This is a genomic window from Pseudoalteromonas sp. CNC9-20, from assembly GCF_022347875.1.
GTDB classification, from domain to species: domain Bacteria; phylum Pseudomonadota; class Gammaproteobacteria; order Enterobacterales; family Alteromonadaceae; genus Pseudoalteromonas; species Pseudoalteromonas ruthenica.
Genome location: NZ_JAKRFS010000007.1, coordinates 1 through 19,127, shown reverse-complemented (window position 1 = coordinate 19,127; position 19,127 = coordinate 1). Strand labels below are relative to the sequence as shown.

19 protein-coding genes and 4 tRNA genes are annotated in these 19,127 nt (G+C 46.9%); 18 read left to right on the top strand and 5 right to left on the bottom strand.

From position 1 onward, the window contains the following. Positions 1-29 precede the first annotated feature (29 nt). The 4 genes from MHM89_RS16510 to MHM89_RS16495 all read left to right on the top strand — a co-directional run bounded on the left by MHM89_RS16510 (position 30) and on the right by MHM89_RS16495 (position 4,729). Complete coding sequence (locus tag MHM89_RS16510) at positions 30-1,760, top strand: DUF4153 domain-containing protein (protein ID WP_239409268.1); 1,731 nt, start codon at positions 30-32, stop codon at positions 1,758-1,760. A gap of 2 nt (positions 1,761-1,762) precedes the next feature. Continuing rightward, complete coding sequence (locus MHM89_RS16505) at positions 1,763-2,536, top strand: amidohydrolase (protein ID WP_239409267.1); 774 nt, start codon at positions 1,763-1,765, stop codon at positions 2,534-2,536. 71 nt (positions 2,537-2,607) lie between these two features. After that, positions 2,608-3,264 carry a glutathione S-transferase family protein gene (locus MHM89_RS16500; protein ID WP_239409266.1) on the top strand — a complete coding sequence of 219 codons (657 nt, stop codon included), beginning with the start codon at positions 2,608-2,610 and terminating at the stop codon, positions 3,262-3,264. Between the two features lie 55 nt (positions 3,265-3,319). Beyond that, entirely contained in the window at positions 3,320-4,729 is a 1,410-nt protein-coding gene (locus MHM89_RS16495; protein ID WP_239409265.1) for a mannose-1-phosphate guanylyltransferase/mannose-6-phosphate isomerase, read from the top strand. On the opposite strand, the gene MHM89_RS16490 is transcribed toward MHM89_RS16495, so the two are convergent. Both MHM89_RS16490 and MHM89_RS16485 read right to left on the bottom strand, forming a co-directional pair. Further along, positions 4,726-6,885, bottom strand: a complete 2,160-nt coding sequence (locus tag MHM89_RS16490; RefSeq protein WP_022943681.1) for an ATP-binding protein — start codon at positions 6,883-6,885, stop codon at positions 4,726-4,728. The genes MHM89_RS16495 and MHM89_RS16490 overlap by 4 nt on opposite strands. A 95-nt stretch (positions 6,886-6,980) precedes the next feature. Then, entirely contained in the window at positions 6,981-7,280 is a 300-nt protein-coding gene (locus tag MHM89_RS16485; RefSeq protein ID WP_197275966.1) for a helix-turn-helix domain-containing protein, read from the bottom strand. A gap of 191 nt (positions 7,281-7,471) precedes the next feature. On the opposite strand from MHM89_RS16485, the gene MHM89_RS16480 reads away from it, so the two are divergent. The 5 genes from MHM89_RS16480 to MHM89_RS16460 all read left to right on the top strand — a co-directional run bounded on the left by MHM89_RS16480 (position 7,472) and on the right by MHM89_RS16460 (position 11,264). After that, entirely contained in the window at positions 7,472-8,101 is a 630-nt protein-coding gene (locus MHM89_RS16480) for a glutathione binding-like protein (protein WP_239409264.1), read from the top strand. Then, complete coding sequence (locus tag MHM89_RS16475; protein WP_239409263.1) at positions 8,098-8,466, top strand: nuclear transport factor 2 family protein; 369 nt, start codon at positions 8,098-8,100, stop codon at positions 8,464-8,466. Before MHM89_RS16480 ends, MHM89_RS16475 begins: the two co-directional genes overlap by 4 nt. A gap of 10 nt (positions 8,467-8,476) precedes the next feature. Then, positions 8,477-8,683 (top strand): 4-oxalocrotonate tautomerase family protein, encoded by a 207-nt coding sequence (locus MHM89_RS16470; protein WP_022943677.1) that lies wholly within the window; start codon positions 8,477-8,479, stop codon positions 8,681-8,683. 343 nt (positions 8,684-9,026) lie between these two features. Further along, positions 9,027-10,055 (top strand): hypothetical protein, encoded by a 1,029-nt coding sequence (locus tag MHM89_RS16465; RefSeq protein ID WP_239409262.1) that lies wholly within the window; start codon positions 9,027-9,029, stop codon positions 10,053-10,055. Between the two features lie 774 nt (positions 10,056-10,829). Beyond that, positions 10,830-11,264: a hypothetical protein gene (locus tag MHM89_RS16460; protein WP_053911101.1), complete on the top strand. Its 435-nt coding sequence runs from the start codon at positions 10,830-10,832 to the stop codon at positions 11,262-11,264. 151 nt (positions 11,265-11,415) lie between these two features. Here the strand turns inward: MHM89_RS16460 and MHM89_RS16455 are convergent, their stop codons facing one another. Both MHM89_RS16455 and MHM89_RS16450 read right to left on the bottom strand, forming a co-directional pair. Next, on the bottom strand, positions 11,416-12,072 hold the full coding sequence (locus tag MHM89_RS16455) for a response regulator transcription factor (protein WP_022946419.1): 657 nt from the start codon (positions 12,070-12,072) through the stop codon (positions 11,416-11,418). Between the two features lie 216 nt (positions 12,073-12,288). Beyond that, positions 12,289-12,654 (bottom strand): histidine triad nucleotide-binding protein, encoded by a 366-nt coding sequence (locus MHM89_RS16450; RefSeq protein WP_239409261.1) that lies wholly within the window; start codon positions 12,652-12,654, stop codon positions 12,289-12,291. 98 nt (positions 12,655-12,752) lie between these two features. On the opposite strand from MHM89_RS16450, the gene MHM89_RS16445 reads away from it, so the two are divergent. Beyond that, a complete protein-coding gene (locus tag MHM89_RS16445; protein WP_045979364.1) occupies positions 12,753-13,343 on the top strand; it encodes a DUF2057 family protein in 591 nt (196 codons plus the stop codon). Between the two features lie 82 nt (positions 13,344-13,425). On the opposite strand, the gene MHM89_RS16440 is transcribed toward MHM89_RS16445, so the two are convergent. Next, positions 13,426-15,264 (bottom strand): M1 family metallopeptidase, encoded by a 1,839-nt coding sequence (locus MHM89_RS16440; protein WP_239385795.1) that lies wholly within the window; start codon positions 15,262-15,264, stop codon positions 13,426-13,428. 118 nt (positions 15,265-15,382) lie between these two features. Between MHM89_RS16440 and murB the strand changes: the two genes are divergently transcribed. From murB to MHM89_RS16400, 8 genes are all read left to right on the top strand, one after another. Then, positions 15,383-16,411 (top strand): UDP-N-acetylmuramate dehydrogenase, encoded by a 1,029-nt coding sequence (murB, locus tag MHM89_RS16435; protein WP_239409260.1) that lies wholly within the window; start codon positions 15,383-15,385, stop codon positions 16,409-16,411. Beyond that, positions 16,398-17,384, top strand: a complete 987-nt coding sequence (gene birA, locus MHM89_RS16430) for a bifunctional biotin--[acetyl-CoA-carboxylase] ligase/biotin operon repressor BirA (protein WP_239409259.1) — start codon at positions 16,398-16,400, stop codon at positions 17,382-17,384. Before murB ends, birA begins: the two co-directional genes overlap by 14 nt. Then, complete coding sequence (locus MHM89_RS16425) at positions 17,381-18,085, top strand: type III pantothenate kinase (RefSeq protein WP_053911105.1); 705 nt, start codon at positions 17,381-17,383, stop codon at positions 18,083-18,085. The genes birA and MHM89_RS16425 overlap by 4 nt, the downstream gene beginning before the upstream one ends. A gap of 117 nt (positions 18,086-18,202) precedes the next feature. Beyond that, positions 18,203-18,278 (top strand) — tRNA-Thr (locus MHM89_RS16420). Positions 18,279-18,319: 41 nt separating this feature from the next. Beyond that, positions 18,320-18,404, top strand: a tRNA-Tyr gene (locus MHM89_RS16415). Between the two features lie 46 nt (positions 18,405-18,450). Continuing rightward, positions 18,451-18,525: transfer RNA gene (locus MHM89_RS16410), tRNA-Gly, on the top strand. A 13-nt stretch (positions 18,526-18,538) separates the two neighbouring features. Further along, positions 18,539-18,614: transfer RNA gene (locus MHM89_RS16405), tRNA-Thr, on the top strand. Positions 18,615-18,748: 134 nt separating this feature from the next. Continuing rightward, positions 18,749-19,127: GTP-binding protein (locus tag MHM89_RS16400; protein WP_239409258.1), on the top strand; the 379-nt coding region annotated here is incomplete at its 3' end.

Here is a 19,127-nt window from a genome sequence, read left to right as displayed (position 1 = left end):
TATGAACGACTAAGGATAGGAACATACTCATGACCCAGAAACAGCACTTTATTTTACGGTGGCTAGTGCCTCAGGCTTTGCTGCAAAGTGCCTTGCTGGTGTGGCTGTACTTAGCCGTTGACAATGGTAACTGGCCAGCGCAATCGCCCACCTGGTTGGTGGGTTTAGTTACCCTGACTATCGTCTTTCCTGGATTATGCTACCTGCGATTAGAACGCGCAGGTTGGCGGCGCTTTTTAACTTTAGTCGTGCCCTACTCGCTGTTGTTGAGCGTGCTGGGGATGTATATCGGTGCGCAGCAGCCACAACAAGAGCTCTTTAATAACGACGCGTTGATTGTCACCTTTGTATTATGTGCCTTAATCACCACGTTAAAACTGCTCAATATAGCCACTTTGTATAGCAGAGGCGAGCCGATCACCTATCGGCAGTTGTACGAGCTATCTTGGCAGCATTTTATTCAGTTCAGTTTATGTTGCTTCTTTGCTTTAGCTTTATGGCTTATTTTGCTTCTTGGTGGCGAGCTATTCAGCACCATCGGCATTGAAATTTTAGCTGAACTGCTCGATGAACCTTGGGTTAGTATTCCAGTGCTTACCTGTGCGTTTGCAGGATCTGCTATTGCCCTTAGAAGCATGCTTTCGGCCGTTGAAAATATTGAAAAGCTACTGAAAATTTTAGCCAAATTTTTACTGCCCGTGCTTGCTGTGCTGGCCATTACCTTTATCGCCAGCTTGCCATTTACCGGATTAGAGTCGCTCTGGCGGCTGGAGAACAGCACCTTAATGCTGCTGTGGATGCAAGCGAGTTTGTTGTTCTTCTTTAATACCGTGTACAGCCGAACCGATGCTCTGCCTTACTATCACTGGTGGCGTGGGGTGATGCTATTGGCGCTGCTGACTTTACCGCTATACGCAATGTTGGCACATTACGGCCTGTGGCTGCGCATTGAACAGTATGGCCTGACAGTGAGCCGGGGGTGGGGAGTGCTGATCAGCGCCAGCTTGGCATATTTTGCCTTCACTTACTGCGGAGCTATCATCATCAAGCGCCAGCATTGGCTCATTTGGGTGCACAAAATCAACGTTATCGGCTGCGCCGCATTATTCATGGCGTTGTTGGCGGTCAATTCACCGCTTGCTAATTTGCAACAGCTCAGTGCCCAAAGCCAAGTACACCGGTTGCAATCGGGGCAAGTCAGTGCCGATGAGTTTGATGTGTATTACTTTTACAGGGAACTTGGCAAGGCTGGCTTTGAGGCGCTGCAGCAAATACAACAGCATACTGATAATGACTCTCTCAAAGCGCGCATAGTTCGCTTATATGCTAATCGTGATGAGCCCAGCGACTTTGAACAATGGCAGTCACAATGGCTGCAAGGGGTACGCATTGCCGATGCGGCGAACCAACCTCCTTCCAGCTTGTTACAGTTTATTCATAGCAGTAACCTCTACAAATATTATGGCCAGGGGGCTTCTTTGTACCTCATCGCTGCCGATGTGAACCAAGATCAGCAGCTAGAATGGCTATTGCTGCACCAGCAACACAATTACCTGCAAGGGGTGATGTTCACCGAAAATCAGCAACAACAGTGGCAGAGTTATCACTTGCAGGTGGCCAACGCCACTGACGATGAAGAGCAAATTAAGCAGGCTTTGGCTGCAGGGGAGTTTACTTTAACAACGCCGCAATGGCAGCATATCGAGATAGGTGGGGCGCGTTTATCGGTGCCAGTAAATATCTATGAGCAACAGGAGTAACGATGTCGAAACTAACCGTCGCTTTGCTACAGCATGACATTCACTGGTTGGACGTAGAGGCAAACCTCGTACAGTTAGCGGCGCAGCTACAATCGCTACCAGAGGTTGATTTAATCTTGCTGAGCGAGACCTTTGCCACTGGATTCGCTGTCGCCGAACCAAATGTTGAGCGTTACAGCGAGCGCATTATTGCTTGGCTTAAAGACCAGGCCCAGCGCCGCCAAGCGGTTTTGTGCGCCAGTGTTATTAGTGCCGACGAGACAGGCAAGTTTAACCGCCTATATTGGGTGCAGCCCAGTGGCGAGCTGGATTATTACGACAAACGCCATCTATTTTGCTTAGGCAAAGAGGGTGAGCACATGGACGCCGGCACAGCGCGCAAGGTGTTCACCGTAAAAGGGGTCAGAGTTCTTCCTCAAGTATGTTATGACCTGCGTTTTGGCGTATTCCAACGTAACCGCAATGACTATGATGTAATGGTTAATATTGCCAATTGGCCAGCAGCCCGGCGCGATGCCTGGGATACGTTATTAAAAGCCCGGGCCATAGAAAACCAGTGTTACGTGTTAGCGGTCAACCGGGTTGGTGAAGATGGTCAAGGTGTTGAGCACAATGGCGGCACCGCAGCTTATCGCTTCGATGGCAAGCAGCTCGCTTATGGCGAGGATAATAAGGCCCAGACGATTACGGTTACCTTGGATTTAGCGCAGTTAGAGGACTATAAGGAATCTTTTCCCGCATGGCAGGATGCGGATGACTTTGAGCTCAACTTGTAAACCTCTGGCCACGGCATAATCACTTTTAAGCTGCTAGGCTAAGAGGATTAGCAATAACAAGGAGGTGTGCGGTGACTCAGATTACTCTTTTCACCTACGACTGGGTGCCAGAACTACCGCGTGGCTATGTGCGTGATTTGCGCGTACGTTGGGCATTAAAAGAAGCCGGTCTTGATTACCGCGTTGCCACTGTGGCATTTAAAAATAGAAGCGCTGAGCATTTTGCCCGGCAACCGTTTGGGCAAATTCCCTGGCTCGAAGATGGCGAGCTGTCGGTGTTTGAAAGCGGCGCTATCTTGTTACATCTCGGCGAGAAAAGTACCGCACTGACGCCCAGTGTCGCCAGCGAACGGAGCAAGGTGATTGAATGGGTTTTTGCGGCGTTAAACTCGGTTGAAGCCGCTAGTTTACCCTGGTCTATTTACCAGTTCTGTGGTGATAGCAATGACACCCCAGCCCGAAAGCAGTTAGATGCCTTTTTACGCGCTCGACTGACGCACATGGAGCAAGTGTTGACGCAGCGGCAGTGGTTGGCCGCTGACTTTTCTATCGCCGATATTTTAATGGCCGATGTACTGCGGTTAGTGGCGCGCTTTGACGCCTTGGCCGAATTAAAAGCCTGTAATGCGTACCTTCAGCGGGCCTGTGCTCGGCCTGCATTTGAGGCGGCACTGCAAGAGCAACTAGCTCAGTATGGAGAGCCTTCTGCAGATCAACCCAAGGCTTAATCAACGCCATGAAGAACTGGTATAATTGTTATTCGATTATTAGTTCTGAGCTGGTATGTTGATTTTACCTGTGCTTTTAGCGGGCGGCAGCGGTACGCGTTTATGGCCGTTATCGCGCCAAGACCGTCCAAAACAATTCTTATGCCTAGATGGCGAGCATTCACTGTTACAGCAGGCTGCACTGCGAGTACAGCATCACTGCTTGCTGCCACCGCTGGTGGTGTGCAACGCCGAACATCGATTTATGGTCGCGCAGCAACTACTGGAGGTAGGCATTGATCCCTGCGCCATTATTCTCGAGCCACAGAGCAAAAATACTGCCGCAGCGGTGGCTATTGCCGCGCTGTGGGCACAGCAATATTATCCCGATGCGAGCTTATTTGTGACCCCGGCGGATCATGCGATTGCTAATCCCGCGTGTTTAATTGAGCGTTTACCGGCGTTAGCGCAGCACAGTGAGCAGGCGCTACTTACGTTCGCCATTGAACCCACGCGCGCCGCCACAGAATATGGCTATATTTTAAAAGGTAAAGCCGCAGCACAGGCGACCAATCTATTTCATGTACAGCACTTTAAGGAAAAGCCCTCATACGCGCTAGCGCAGCAGTATATCGAACACGGGAATTACTACTGGAATTCCGGCATGTTTATGTTTACCAGTGGCTGTTTTGTGCGAGAGCTAGAGCAACACCAACCACAGATGATGGCTGCGCTGCGCAAAGCGGCGCACTTTCACAGCGATCTTGATTTTGTTCGTGTCGATGCCGATGCCTGGCAACACGTGCCCAGAGACTCTATTGATTATGCTCTGCTGGAACATAGCGAACAGGTGCTCACTTGCCCGCTGCCACTGCAATGGGCCGACCTAGGTAGCTTTGCGCAAGTATGGCAACACACAGAGCAAGATCATCAGGGCAATGCGGTGATTGGTGAAGCGGTGCTGCAAGATAGTCATAACAACTTAGTGGTGACTGACGAGCATCAGGTGGTGGCGACCTTAGGAGTGCATGATTTGGCAGTAGTGCAAAGCGGTGATACCACCTTGGTGGCAGCCAAATCGCAGCTGCACACTATGCCAGCTCTACTTAGCCAAGTCAGTGAGCAATACCCACAGCGGCGTTTGCGTCACCGCCAAGTATTTCGACCTTGGGGCAGCTACGAGGTGCTCAATGAGGGGCCAGGTTTTAAAGTAAAGCACATTATGCTTCATGCTAAGACGCGACTGTCTTTGCAGCTACATCAACATCGCGCTGAACACTGGGTGGTTGTTAGCGGCACTGTGCTGGTGGAGATTGATGGCCAGCAAAGCCAGCTCAGCGCCGGACAATCAACTTTTATCGCTGCGGGACAAAAACACCGCCTGGGCAACGCCTCAAACACTGTCGCGCGGGTGATTGAGGTGCAAAGCGGTGCGTACCTTGAAGAAGATGATATAGTCCGCTTTGATGATGATTATGGCCGTTAGACTTGGGCGCGCATTGATTTAAGGTACAGCTCTAAGCTTTGTTGCCACAATTCTAGGCAATCGCTTAGGTGAGTATCTAACGGCTTATCCTCAAGCAATCGCCGTTCAATTTTCTTTAACGCCATGCCGTAGCGATTAAACCCGAGTTGCAAAGCTGTACTGGCTTGGCGGTGTAACACTTTGATGCACTGCTCTTTATCACTGGCCATAAGTTGCTGGCAACGCAGCAGTTTATTACGGGCTGAAAGCACGAACTCATTATAAATAGAGGTCAGCTCTTGCTCTTCAAAGGTATTGGCCATTTGCTCTGCGGCGGTTTCATCGTAGAGCACATCTTTAAGCTCAACGCTCAAATTAGGTGCTTGACTGGACTGCGAGTCACTTAACGCTTGGCGCAGCTTTTCTTGTTTTATAGGTTTGCCGACAATGTCTTTGATCCCCAAGGCCAGGTATTCTTTCACTTCATCGGGGCTGAGGCTGGCAGTAAAGGCTAAAAACGGCGTGCGATGATTGCGATGGTCGATATTCTTCAAGCGTCGGATCACCTCTTGGCCGCTTAAGTCGGGTAAATTCATGTCCAATAACACCACATCAAAATGATACTGCTGCATCAGTTCAATGGCGCTATGGCCATCGGTAGCGAGCTTCACTCGATGCTCGTCCTCGGCCATAAACTCTATGGCAATCTTTTGGTTAAGGTCGAGATCTTCTACTAACAACACATCAAGGCCGGTGAGGTAATGGGTCGTTTGCGGACGTTTCTCAACGAGGCTAAGCTCGCCCACAGTTAAGCGCATATCAAAGCTAAAGGTACTGCCTTTGCCAACTTCACTATCAATAATAAGCTGGCTGCCTAAGTGTTCCAGCAGCCGGCTGGTGATTGCTAAGCCCAGGCCAGAGCCGCCCTTGAGTTTACCGGCGCTACTTTGTACATAGGGTTCGGTTAAATACTGAATTTCTTCTTGTTCTATGCCGGGGCCTGAATCAATAACACTAAAGCGTAGGGTATGCTCTTCTTGGCCTTCACGCAATAAATCTACCTGTAGAATCACTTCACCTCGGTCGGTAAATTTGATGGCATTACCTACTAGGTTAATCAGTACCTGTCGTATCTTTTGGTGGTCGCAGTAATAACAGGCTTGTCGCGGCAAGTTAAAGTTCAACTCAAACTTGACCCCTTTTTGCTCTGCCAGCGGGCTTAGCAACAAACACAGGTTATTAATCCAAGTGCGTAACTCTACGTCTTCTTCAAAGAGGGCTTCATCACTTTGGTCCAAGCTCGCATACTCAAGGACTTTATCAATGAGTAAGTTAAGCGACTCGGCTGAGTTGATAATGGCTTCACAATAGGGTTTGTTTTTGGGGTTATTGGATTGGTTCATGATCAATTGCGCACTGCCTAATATGCCATTGAGTGGGGTGCGAATCTCATGACTGACGGTAGATAAAAACAGGCCGCGAATTTCTAAATCTTTCTGCGCCTTGGCTGTGAGTTGATTAAGGTTAAGCTCGCGACGCTCGTTACAGAATAACGCCAAACCAGCAGCGTAGAGCATCGGCGCTAGCACGCCATTAATTAGCAGCGTCATACTAAACCAATCATTACGGATCAGGCTGAAACGGTCGATATCGCCAATCCAAATTGTGCGGGCGCTGAATATGCCTAAGCACATCACTAAGGCAATTAAATACACCAAACTGGCACTGGGGTATTTATGTCGTCCGTAGCGAATAACAATGTAGGTTAGACACAGTGCTTCAGCAATATGTTGTAAGTCAGACAATAACACTCTAGTACGTAAGTTACTGTCAAAGAACATAAAGTAGGTAAAGCCAAGGAGTAAAAAAGCACTAACGAAAATAAATAAGGTGGTAACAAAACCTTTGTAATCTAAAAAACGGCTGATGGCTAACACATGAATAATGGAGCCGAGCATAAAGCTAATGTTAGCCAGTACCACTAACGCCTGTGAGCCCACATCAACGGTGCTCTTCAACGCGAACAGTAAAATCGCCAATAACAAGCACACGGGATAAAACACGTACAAGCCAATACCGACAAAATTACGGTTGGCCCGCCAAGTAATAAAGTTCAGCAGCGCCATAACAAATACGGCAGCGGCACTGGTGTAAAAAAGGGCTTTTGCGTCGAGCATCAACAAGTTAAAAGTTTACGTTAGATAGCCACTACTATACGCAAAATTCACTCGATGACCATGCGAAAAGTCATAACTCATCCGTGGTTATGGTGCTAGTCGTACTGCTTTTGTAGATAGCCCATGGTTTTAAGTTTGTGACCGACCTTCACGATTTCGTCTAATGCTGGAATAAGTTCTTGGCCAAGCTCGGTAAGCTCATACTCCACCGAGGGCGGAGAGGTATCACGTACATGGCGAACAATAACGCCGCGCTCTAATAGCTCAGTTAGGCGAGTTGAAAGTACCTTTGCCGAAATCGGCGGGATATCAATTCGCAGCTCATTAAAGCGGCGCGGTCCAGCGCGTAAACACCAAATCACATTGGGCGCCCAGGCACCGGAAATGACCGCCATACATTCTGTAAGCATACAGGGTTGGGGTGGTTTAGGGCTTTTATTCAGCCTAACTTTCAATGACATAAGAGTGACTAAGTTTCTGTGCGGTAACCCAATTCTAGCACCAAATGCATGGTTACTTCTAGTAATCTAATTTCCATTAGATATTATCTAAAGCTCCACAAGGACAACAACAGGAATACCGTGAAATGAAGCTTTATTACAAACCTGGCGCCTGCTCTATGGCCTCGCATATTATCCTCAATGAGCTCGAGGTCGACTTTAAACTTGAGCGTGTTGATACCGATAAAGGTCAAACCGAGACAGGGGGTAACTACAGCGAAATTAATAGCAAGGGCTATGTGCCTGCGCTGGCCGTTGATAACCAAAGAATACTGACCGAAAATCCTGCCATTCTTGAGTATTTAGCCGATCTAAAACCACAGCTAGCGCTTGCTCCCAGCATTGGCACATGGCAGCGCTATCAGCTTCGTGAGCAGCTTGCTTACCTAAGCTCTGAGCTGCATAAGAGCTTTAGCCCCTTTTTCTCAGGAGCTGAATTGACAGCCACACAGCGCCAGGCGGCACAGGCGAAAATTGGCAAACGTCTCGCACCGATTGAAGCTCAGTTAAGTGCTGGCAGCTTATATTTGCAAGGCGATACCTTTAGCGTGGCTGATGCCTATGCCTTTGTCATTATTAACTGGTCACAGTTTATTGGCTTTCCACTGACGTCATGGCCTGCCATTAATGCCTACTGGCAGCGAGTTAATGCTCGTGCAAGTGTGCGCAAAGCGATGCACACCGAAGGGCTGGTGTCTGAGCAGGTCACCTCATGAAGCCGTTGCCAGAAATTACTGCGTTGTTGCAACGCTACTTCGATACCTTGTACCACTGCGACTTGCAGAAATTCGATAGCGTTTTTCATCCCCAAGCTATTTATGTGAGCGCAGATAAGCAACCTTTGCTGTATCGCGATATGTCTACCTATCGTGAGGTGATCGCTCAGCGTACATCGCCCGCTTCTCGCGGTGAGCAGCGTCAAGACAGCATAGATGCAATAGAGCTGCTTGGCGATAACACTGCACAGGCTAGGGTGCGTTGCTCTATCGGTGCTCAGGACTATGTTGATTTATTGTCACTGGTACGCAGTGCTGGGCAGTGGCGCATTATTGCAAAAGTATTTCATGTTATTGATAAGTAAGGAGAAGGATATGCCCTATGTGAATATTAAAGTAACGCAAGAGGGAGTCACCCAAGCGCAAAAATCAGCCTTAATAAAAGGGGTCACCGAGTTACTGGTTGAGGTATTAAATAAATCCCCAGCGACTACTATGGTGGTGATTGATGAAGTCGAACTCGACAGCTGGGGTATTGGTGGCCTGCCGGTTGAGCAATACCGACGAGCAGCGCTTGAATAGCCTGGCCCGGCACACTAATACAGAGCCTTCGCGCTAGTAATGGTGCATCTTACCCTTACAAGGTATGCTACCTTGTAAGGTCTTACTAATATGTTGTTAACTCTCTTTAGGGGTCACATTGAAAATTTCCATTAATGTTACGATTCCAAATTTTGATCGAAAAGAAATAGAGATTGACTGCCCGTTATGCAAACTGGGTAATTGGGTTCAGCTAGGTCAAATAAAAAGACGCGAATATTTGGTTTGCAGAGGATGCCATTCAAATATCCACTTGCAAGACCACTTGGGTGGAGTTCAAAGAGCTACTAAAGCTCTCAACAATTTGTTTAAAGGATTTGAATAAATGGATCAGCTTTTGATACAGCGTACTAGGTATCTTTTAAGATCAAGATTCAGACGGGCACAAACTTGTCCAGATGCTATGTTTGTTAATTCTTGTAGGCAGCTTGTTCACTGGATCAAAAATCATCCATTATTACGTTATGTGGTTGCAGATTTGTCAAAAATTGAGGGCGAGCACGTAGCGAGAATTAAACAAACGTTAGATGAAGTGCCTGGCTGTCACGGGTCTTATAACCCGGGATTTTACACAGCTGAAATCAACCTAAAACACTCATCAGTGTGTTGGTTAATAGTTCAAGGAATCTCTGAGTTGGAAAGCTTAGAGCCTAGGAAACAGCAATTTGTAATATCATGTCTCGGTGAATACTTAAACAACGATGCTCATATTAAATTTGATGATGCCGTGTCCGTTGTAAGAGATGTGGCAATAGATGGACTATATGAGCATTTAGATGAACACTTAGATGAAAGAAATTCTATCTATTCAATCCTGTTAAAGTATAAACAACGTTCTGAGTGGTTTCGAAAGAATCGCTTGCGTGAATTCGCTGAAAATGGATTAGAAGGTAAAAAAGGTGAGGTTGCCTTAGCGATTGATGTTCAAGAGTATATATTGGACCAGGGTGTTGAATTCTTCGTTGAACCAGCATCTGCTAGTGGAGAGGTCGACCTTGTTTTAAAATCTTCGGAAGGCCGTTACATAATAGTTGATGCAAAGTATGTTAAGAATGAATCGAACAGGTCTAGTGTTCTCTCCAAACTTGCCTCTGGATTTCATCAAGTAGCAAGATACTGTAACGATTTTGATGTTAGTGAGGGGTTCTTAGTTAATTTTGTAGCCAATACAACTAGAATCAGACTTGGACTTGATGCTCTTGATAATTTTCCATATCTAAATGTTGGGAATAAAATAATCTATTACATAGAAGTAAATATTGCTGAAGAGCCATCTGCGAGCAAATCTGGAAAAGCTACTGAGATTGAATTGAACAAAGAAGAGCTTATCTCAACTTTAGAAGAAGAGAGTTAACAAGTTGCTGCACTCGGAAAAAATTACTCGCTGCGCTCGCAATTTTCCGGTGAGCAAGGCGTTAAGCGACAACAGTGATATCTCAACTTATGGATGACTTATTTCAAATTATGGATACGTTTTTTTCGGCATTATCTGGCTGCGCCGCTGCCATTGCAGCTTACTTCTCATTCCAAGCTATAAAAGAAGCCAAAAAGCATGTATTTCTAACTAAAAAAATGATGTAGCAACGAATATCAATTTCTTATACAGAAGGTTCTAGCGCGAATATGAGACTTTCTATATTTCCAAGTATTTAGGTAATCAGGAAATTATCGTATCTTCGAAATATTTCGTAGATGAAACGTTGTTCGAAAAGTTTATCGAACTTTTTCAGAAGTTACATAGCTTAGAGCATAAATCTAAGTCCGGCGCTGAAATAAGCGGCCTACTAAACGAAGTAGATCAACTATTTAAAGACATACTTCCAAGCAAGAGGCTTGATGAATAACTCTCGCCTAACAAAAAATTAAGTCACTCACTTTGTTCTTTGAGAGACATGCATGTGGGCTGCTTCGCAGTATATTCCACGCGCCTACGACTCTTATTTAAAAGTTAACTTTCTTACAGAGGAATTAAGTAAGCACCGAATATTGTTGATTGTGGCTGCGATGTTCGTAGCTTCACTTATGGTCGCTCCGGTATCAGGGTTTGTTTTCATCATTCATTGGCATAGTAAGCAATTAGCCGAGTCTTTGAATCATAAGTAAGGCGTTAGGGCCGCAGGGAGTTGTAGTGAAAAGTTTAGTTGCCTTTATAGTTTTGTTTTGGAGTGTATTTGCCACTGCGAGTGACACGATTCAGTGGGGTAATTTAGCAACGATCGATCAAGAATCTATTCGATTAAAAGCTAAGGAATATATCCACAACGCTATGCCTGAAATTAGAGGTGTTGAGGTTAAGTTAATTAATGTCAGTGCTAATTACGACTTCAGATACAAGCGTTCGACTATGCAAGTCATGTTCATGCATTCAATGTCTTTTGTGGAGGGTGAAGGTAAAGAGCAAGTTGTTTATGTTGGTGACAAACCACAAGTCATTAAAATGAATAAGATACAGTACGTTTTTATAGACTTTAAAGGAAATGGTGAGGCCACCCAACATAGAGTTGAGCAAGTTCCTTTTCATGGCTCTAAACAAGTATTTATGGAAGAGTTCAGTAGATTCTAATATCACCCATTAGTGCCCAGCGCTGAGACAACACCTTACAGGTTCTCACAAAAGCTCTCCATGCGTGTCTATCTCCGCTAAAGCCGCCATTGGGTAAATAAATTTTACCGACAAAAAAGCCGGCAATAGCCGGCTTTTTTGATATTAGCGATTAGCGTAATTCATTGGGCATGTTAGTTTGAGCCCAAGATAATAGCTCCACACGGTTACGACACTTGGTCTTACGAAACGCACTGTATAAGTGAGTTTTAACCGTATGCGGGCTGATATTTAAGTCTTCGGCAATTTCTTTGTTCTTAGCGCCTTTACTCATTAACGCGACGATGGCTTTCTCGCGCTTGGTCAGCTTCACCGGCTCAATATCACCTTCAGTGAGTTTGTGCAGCGAATCTTTATTAAATTGCAGCATGCGGTTCAGCACGTTACACATAACATCACGGCGATACCACAACTGATTCTCTTGAAGTAAGCGAATGCCTTTCATCATCACATCGGCATTATCTGTGGTGTAAAACACGCCACGAATACCACTTAGTAGCGCCCGATTAGCGAGCTCTGGATTCTCATCTAGATTGAACAGCACAATGTCACATTCCACTTTTAAATTGACTAAGTGCTCTTTTAAACGACTCCACGCATCGTCTGATGATGTTTCGATAAATAAGTAAGTGGTGCCAGGCTTAACCTGAGCAACGTCGGTGCCTTTATGGACTTCGAGTCCCTGTGTACGCAGAAGTGGCTCAAGGACATTGACGCCTATTTGGTTGATGGGGTCTTGTTCAAGTAATAGAAAGACAGTCTTACTCATTGTGGTTAGCGGCTCTTTTACATTATTGCCACTATCGTATCATGGAGCTCACTTCTTTTGTATTAGGTGGCTCAGAATTATTAGTGAAAAAAGATTAATAATCTTCAACTTCTGGGTATATACAGGCAGAATGCGAGGTACAGGGCAGCGGAGCCAACGATAACACGTTCTTTACCTCTGCCCATATTTGTTAACCTTATAAAAGATAAGCGAAAGTTATACTTTTTTCTTATCCTGATAAGGAGGCCAACCCATTTCTTTGCCGGCCAGCATGTGCAAATGAATGTGGTAAACAGTTTGTCCGCCATGATCATTGCAATTCATTACTACGCGATAACCTTCATCTGCAACGCCTTGTTCTTTAGCTAGTTTTGCAGCAACAACATACAAATGCCCGACTGTGGCGGCATGTTCGTCGGTAATATCGTTAATGGTGGCTATCGGGGTTTTTGGGATAATAAGCACATGGAACGGCGCTTGGGGATTAATATCTTTAAATGCTAAAGCATGTTCATCTTCGTACACGATCTCTGCTGGAATTTCGCGGTTAATAATCTTACTGAAAATGGTTTCTTCACTCACGATGTGGTCCTTATCTTTTCATGGATGAGCCAGTAATGACAAAGAAAAGCAGAAGTGTCAAACTGAAGCTTAATCCATTTGCTAACAAGGAAATGACTATGTGGAAGAAAACGATAATGACCAGCCTAATAACACTGGCTTTGGCTCCTCAGGTGCAGGCCGAGATGGTGTACTTCCCGGAGGAAATCATTCCGTTACAGGTGGATGATAAAGAGATAGAGCAGTCATTTTTCTCAACGGTCGATGAATTGGAGCTAGCTCCAGGGCAATACCGCTTGAAGCTGCAATACAGCGATTTGTATGAAAGTGGGTTTGATGATCATCAAGTGGTGGAGTCAGAACCATTTTGGGTAAATTTAGAGGTAAAAGCGGGCGAGGATTACGATGTGATCTTTGAGCGTGCCAGTAATGCCGCAGCGGCCGAGCTTTATGCCGAAGCACCGACAGTGCGTTTACAGGCGCGGGGGCAAAAATTAGCGGCGCCGATGGCTTCTGTTGCGCCAGCTGAGGCACCACAGGCGAAGACGGTAGTCAGCGCCAATAACCCTGATAAAGAGAGCCTTGAAGCGGCCCAAGTCGTGGTTAATAACAACGTCAGTGCTGCGGCTATGCTGGACTTTTGGTGGCAGCAAGCCAGTGCGCAAGAGCGCCAAGCTTTCTTGGAGAAAGTAAAAGCAAACCAACAATAGTAAAACTAGCATCGTTGTTACAAGTACAAAAAAGGGCGAGATTTCTCGCCCTTTTTGCAACGTTTAAACTGGCAAAGCCCAGTTACTTGAATAAGGCGTCGATCGTACCTTGTGCTAAGGGGTGGTAGCCTGGGCGTGCGCCCTGATAAACGTCATACGCCCAGTCGCGCTTACCGTTTGCGATAAGTGCTTTGTATAAGGGCACAATGAGTTTACGGCGGCCAATGCTGCTCAAGTGTTGGTCTAATGCAGGGTAAATCGCTTCATAACCATTGCCTACCGCTAACATAAACCATGCAAACGCCACTTCTTTATTTGTCGATGCCGTGAGGTTGAACTGCGCGTCTAGCTCTGCCATTTTATCATTGTTTAAATCACGCGGCAGATTGTTCAAAAAGTGCAACCACTCGTGCACAGTCCAGTCAGCCGTTGGCAAGTCGCTGAGCTGCTTATCGCCTGCTAGCCAAGCTTGAGTTTGTGCATCTACTTTATCAAACACGTCAGAGGTGGGGTTAGGCGCATCGGCGGGTAACCCTGGCTGGTAAATCCACTCTTTTGCTTTTTCTAAGCTGACCACTCCAGGGTGGGCCTTTAATAAATGCTTGTCTAGGTAGGCCACAAACTCGTCGGTAGTCACAGATTGGAAAGCGTGATCGCTGAAGTATTGCTTCACAAAGGTATCGAAGGTGTCACGACCAAATTGCTGCTCCAAGTAGATAAGGAACAATTGACCTTTGGTGTATGGCACTGAGCTAAAGGCATCGTCTGGGTCACGGCCGTTTAGCTTTAAGTTTAGGCGCGTATCGGGAGCGTCAATGGTTTTTAGTTGAGCGCGTAACCCGGCGCTATCCAGGGCTTGCTCCATCACTGCGCGCTCGCGGCCAAATACCTCTTCCATGATGCGGTTTTCCACATACGAGGTGAAACCTTCGTTAAGCCATAAATCTTCCCAAGTCGCGTTCGTTACCAAGTTACCAGACCAAGAGTGGGCCAGCTCATGAGCGATAAGGTTCACTAAACTCTTATCACCGGCGACAACGGTTGGGGTGATAAAGGATAGGCGCGGGTTTTCCATACCGCCAAACGGAAAGCTTGGCGGCAGCATGAGTAAGTCGTAGCGGCCCCATGCGTATTCACCGTACATACCTTCGGTTTTATCAATCATCGCCTGAGTGTCATTAAACTCGGCAACTGACGCATCAAGAATTTGAGGCTCAGCAAAAATAGCGGTTTGATGCGACATTTCCTTGTATTCCAAGTTACCGGCACCAATGGCGATCAGGTAAGGAGGAATGGCCTGCGGCATATCAAAGAAGTAATCGCCGTCTTTAATGAAAGCCCCGGTGTTGTCGGCACTCATTACCGCACGCACGTTTTCTGGTGTTTCAATGCGGGCGCTATAGGTTACGCGCATCGCTGGTGTATCTTGAACTGGGATCCAGCTACGGGCATGGATAGCTTGCGATTGGCTATACATGAACGGCTGGGTTTTGCTGGCAGTTTGCTCTGGCGTAAGCCACTGCAAGCCAGAAGCTTGTGGCAAGCTGTTGTAGTAAATTCGTACTTTAGGAGCCTGCTGGGCGAAGCGAATGGTCAGTTTGGCGCCTTTAACATCGTTGCGCGGGGCTAAGGTAAAGTCAGCTTTATGCCATTTGCCTTGGTTGTCTTCATAAATAACGCGATCAATTTCCAAATCGCGAGTATCAAGCACCAAGGTGCGCGCACTTTTATCTTTCCACTCTAGGCTATGTTCCACAAAGCCTTCAAGTTGTTTGTCGGCGAAATCAACATCTAAGTCTAAAAAAAGGTGAGTTGAGACAACTTCATCCAAGTTGGCATAGGTGTGTTCATCTTGGGCAGCTAACGCATGCTGGCTTAAGCCTGCCATGGCCAATGCCAAAGCGAGTGGTTTTAATTTCATAGTATCCTCAGAACGAGCGAAATAAGAAGAACTCGTTATACCAGATCTCAACCAGCACTGACAGCTATGTCAGACGAGCTCCTTGGGTTACACTAGCTGTGCCTTAAGTAATAAATTAATGACAAGAGAGTGCCTTTTGCCTGCATTACAAAGCCTTCATACTTTTGCCCTTGCGGCTCAGTGCCAACAACTGTTGATTGTCGAAGATCCTGAGCAGCTGCATGATATTGATTTTACGCAGCCGTTTTGCGTGCTGGGTGAGGGCAGCAATACTATTTTTACGGCCCCGTATCAGGGGAGCGTGGTGTTAATTGCCAACAAAGGCTTGGTAATAGAAGAGCATAGCGACGCGTGGCTGCTGCATTGTGAAGCAGGTGAAAATTGGCATCAGCTGGTGCAGCAAAGTTTAGCCTTGGCAATGCCAGGGTTAGAAAACTTAGCACTGATCCCCGGGACCGTGGGCGCAGCACCTGTGCAGAATATTGGAGCCTATGGTGTTGAATTGGCACAATTTGTAGATTACGTGCAAGGTTACGATATTACTAAGGGTTGCTTTCACACTTTGCGTGCTGAGGAGTGTGAGTTTGGCTATCGCGATTCGATATTTAAGCATGCCTTAAAAGAGCGTTTTATTATTACTCGGGTGGGTTTGCGGTTATCGAAAGCGTGGCAGGCAAACACCAGTTATGGGCCACTGCAAGAGCTGCATCAACCCACAGCGCAACAAATTTTTGAGCAGGTGGTCGCTGTACGCCAAAGTAAACTCCCTGACCCATATCAACTAGCTAATTCAGGCAGCTTTTTTAAAAACCCAATTTTGCCGCGCCAACAAGTGGCTAGTCTTCGACAACGCGACCCCCATATGCCCTGTTACGATGTGGACAACGAGTACCAAAAAGTAGCGGCGGGCTGGCTAATTGAACAAGCAGGGTTAAAGGGTTATTGCATTGGTGATATTGCTGTACACGATAAGCAAGCTTTGGTTTTGGTGAATCGTGGCACGGGCACCGCAGAGCAACTTATGGCAATGATTAAGCATATTCAGCGCACTATCTTGGCGCAATTTGGTATTGCTTTGGAGCATGAAGTGCGATTGCTGGGCGCGCAAGGTGAAATCCATGTGGAGGCTGGCAATGAAAGCACCTGATGGCAATAAACTGGCTATATTGGAGCGTCTCAATCAAGGACGCTTTTTGTCTGGTCAAGTGCTGGGGGACGAACTGGGCATTAGCCGCGCAGCGGTTGCCAAACATATTCACTCGCTGCAAGAAATGGGCATCGACATTTATAAGGTCAATGGTAAGGGTTACCGTATTAGCCGACCATTAAGCTTACTATCTCAACCAGCAATTACCGAGGTGTATGAGCAATTACAAGGGCAGGCGGGGCGCTTCGAAGTACAACCGATTATTGATTCCACCAACAGTGAGCTTATGCGCCGTATCCAGGCGAATAGCCTTGAGCCTGATACGGTGTTAGTGGCGGAAATGCAGCGCCAAGGCAAAGGGCGTCGCGGTAGAGTGTGGCAATCGCCCTTTGCGGCGAATTTGTATTACAGTTACTACTGGCGCTTAGACGATGGCATGCACGCTGCAATGGGGCTGTCTATTGCCGTCGGCTTGGCCATTTATGACTGCTTAAAAGCGCTTTATGGCTTAGAAGTACAGTTAAAGTGGCCGAATGATGTGTTGGTCGCTGGGCGAAAATTAGCCGGGGTATTGGTGGAGCTTGACGGCACCGCCGAGGGGCCCTGTCACTTGGTGATTGGCATCGGCTTGAATGTCAGTATGCCCGACAACGCGGCTCAGCATATCGACCAACCTTGGTGTGACCTTAACGAATTTACGACCGAATTAGACAAAAACCAATTAGTGGCGGCGTTGACTTGCTTCTTACAAAAACGCTTATACCAGTATCAGCGCCAGGGGTTAACGCATATGTATCAGCAATGGAATGATGTGCATGCGTTTGCCGGTCAATGTGTGGAGTTGAACTCTGGCAACAACCATTGGCGCGGAATATGTGAGGGCATTGATGAACAGGGCGCGGTGGTGATCCGTGTTGATGGCCAGAGTAAGCGCTATTTTGGTGGCGAAATCAGTTTGCGAGCGACGACATGAAACTACTAGTAGATGCTGGTAATTCGGCAGTAAAGCTAATGTTGGCCACAGAGCAAAGTGAGCTCAGTGCTGTGGGGCTGCAAGAAGTGCCTTGGTCACATGTGGAGGAGGTGTTGGTATCGGCTGTTGCTGAATCCAGTGCCCTCACTCAGGTGCTGGCATTGGCGGCAGCGCAAGGTAAGCAAGTGCACTATGCTCGCGTGAGTGGCCATTGGCAGCAGTTGCAGTGCGCTTATGAAAACCCCAATACTTTGGGAATTGACCGCTGGTTGGCGGTGATCGCTGGCTACAGTGAAAACCCGCAAGGCGAGACCGTGATTGTGGATGCGGGCACAGCGCTGACAATTGATGTGGTAAACAGTGAACACCAACATTTAGGTGGCTATATCTTGCCTGGCCTCGATCTTACCGAGCACAGTATTGTTAGTCGCGCACAGAAGGTGTTCAGTGTTGATGGCTTACGTCGCCATATCAGTCCTGGGCGCTCGACACCCAGCGCAGTAAAAAATGGTGCCTTGCTCAGTGCTTTGGGAGCGGTGGAGTATGTTCTTTCACATTATTGTCATGGCGACCAGGCGCAGTTATATATAACTGGCGGTGATGGTTTAGCGTTACATAACCACTTGAAGGCAAGTGTGTATCGGCCGCATTTTGTTTTTGAAGGCTTACTTAAGTGGCGAATTGGTGCGCAAACTGTTTAAAAACCCGCAGTTCTGCGCGAATATTGAACGTTTAAGCACGAAACCGTAACTTTTTTTGATTTTATAGTTGCATCACTCAAAACCATGCCTTAGAATCTCGCCCCGTACTAAAGCAGTGCCGACTTAGCTCAGTTGGTAGAGCAACTGACTTGTAATCAGTAGGTCATCCGTTCGACTCGGATAGTCGGCACCATTTTCCTCAACTTGGAAAGGCTTTAGAAAGAATTTTAGCGTGGAGGGGTTCCCGAGCGGCCAAAGGGATCAGACTGTAAATCTGACGGCATTGCCTTCGCTGGTTCGAATCCAGCTCCCTCCACCACTTTTATTCTTGACGGTTAGAGGTAGTTAAGAACAGGTTCCTAAAAGCGGGCATCGTATAATGGCTATTACCTCAGCCTTCCAAGCTGATGATGCGGGTTCGATTCCCGCTGCCCGCTCCAGTTTTTCTGGTGTGCTGATATAGCTCAGTTGGTAGAGCGCACCCTTGGTAAGGGTGAGGTCGGCAGTTCAAATCTGCCTATCAGCACCAGTCCCTGACTTTTCCTGAATTACTCCCTTTGATTTGTCTAAAAAATATTCAATAATTGAAGAATTGAATTGACCGGCGCTTGCGTCGATCGTTTGATATGTAATCTAGATACACAAAAACTTATAGGTTCCGTCATGGCAAAAGAAAAGTTTGAACGTTCGAAACCGCACGTAAACGTAGGTACAATCGGCCACGTTGACCACGGTAAAACAACTCTAACTGCAGCGATCACTAACGTACTAGCAAAAGTATACGGTGGTGTAGCACGTGATTTCGCACAAATCGATAACGCTCCAGAAGAGCGTGAGCGTGGTATCACAATCGCAACTTCACACGTAGAGTACGACACTCCGACACGTCACTATGCACACGTTGACTGTCCAGGGCACGCTGACTACGTTAAAAACATGATCACAGGTGCTGCACAGATGGACGGCGCGATCCTAGTAGTTGCGGCTACTGACGGTCCTATGCCACAAACACGTGAGCACATCCTACTATCTCGTCAGGTTG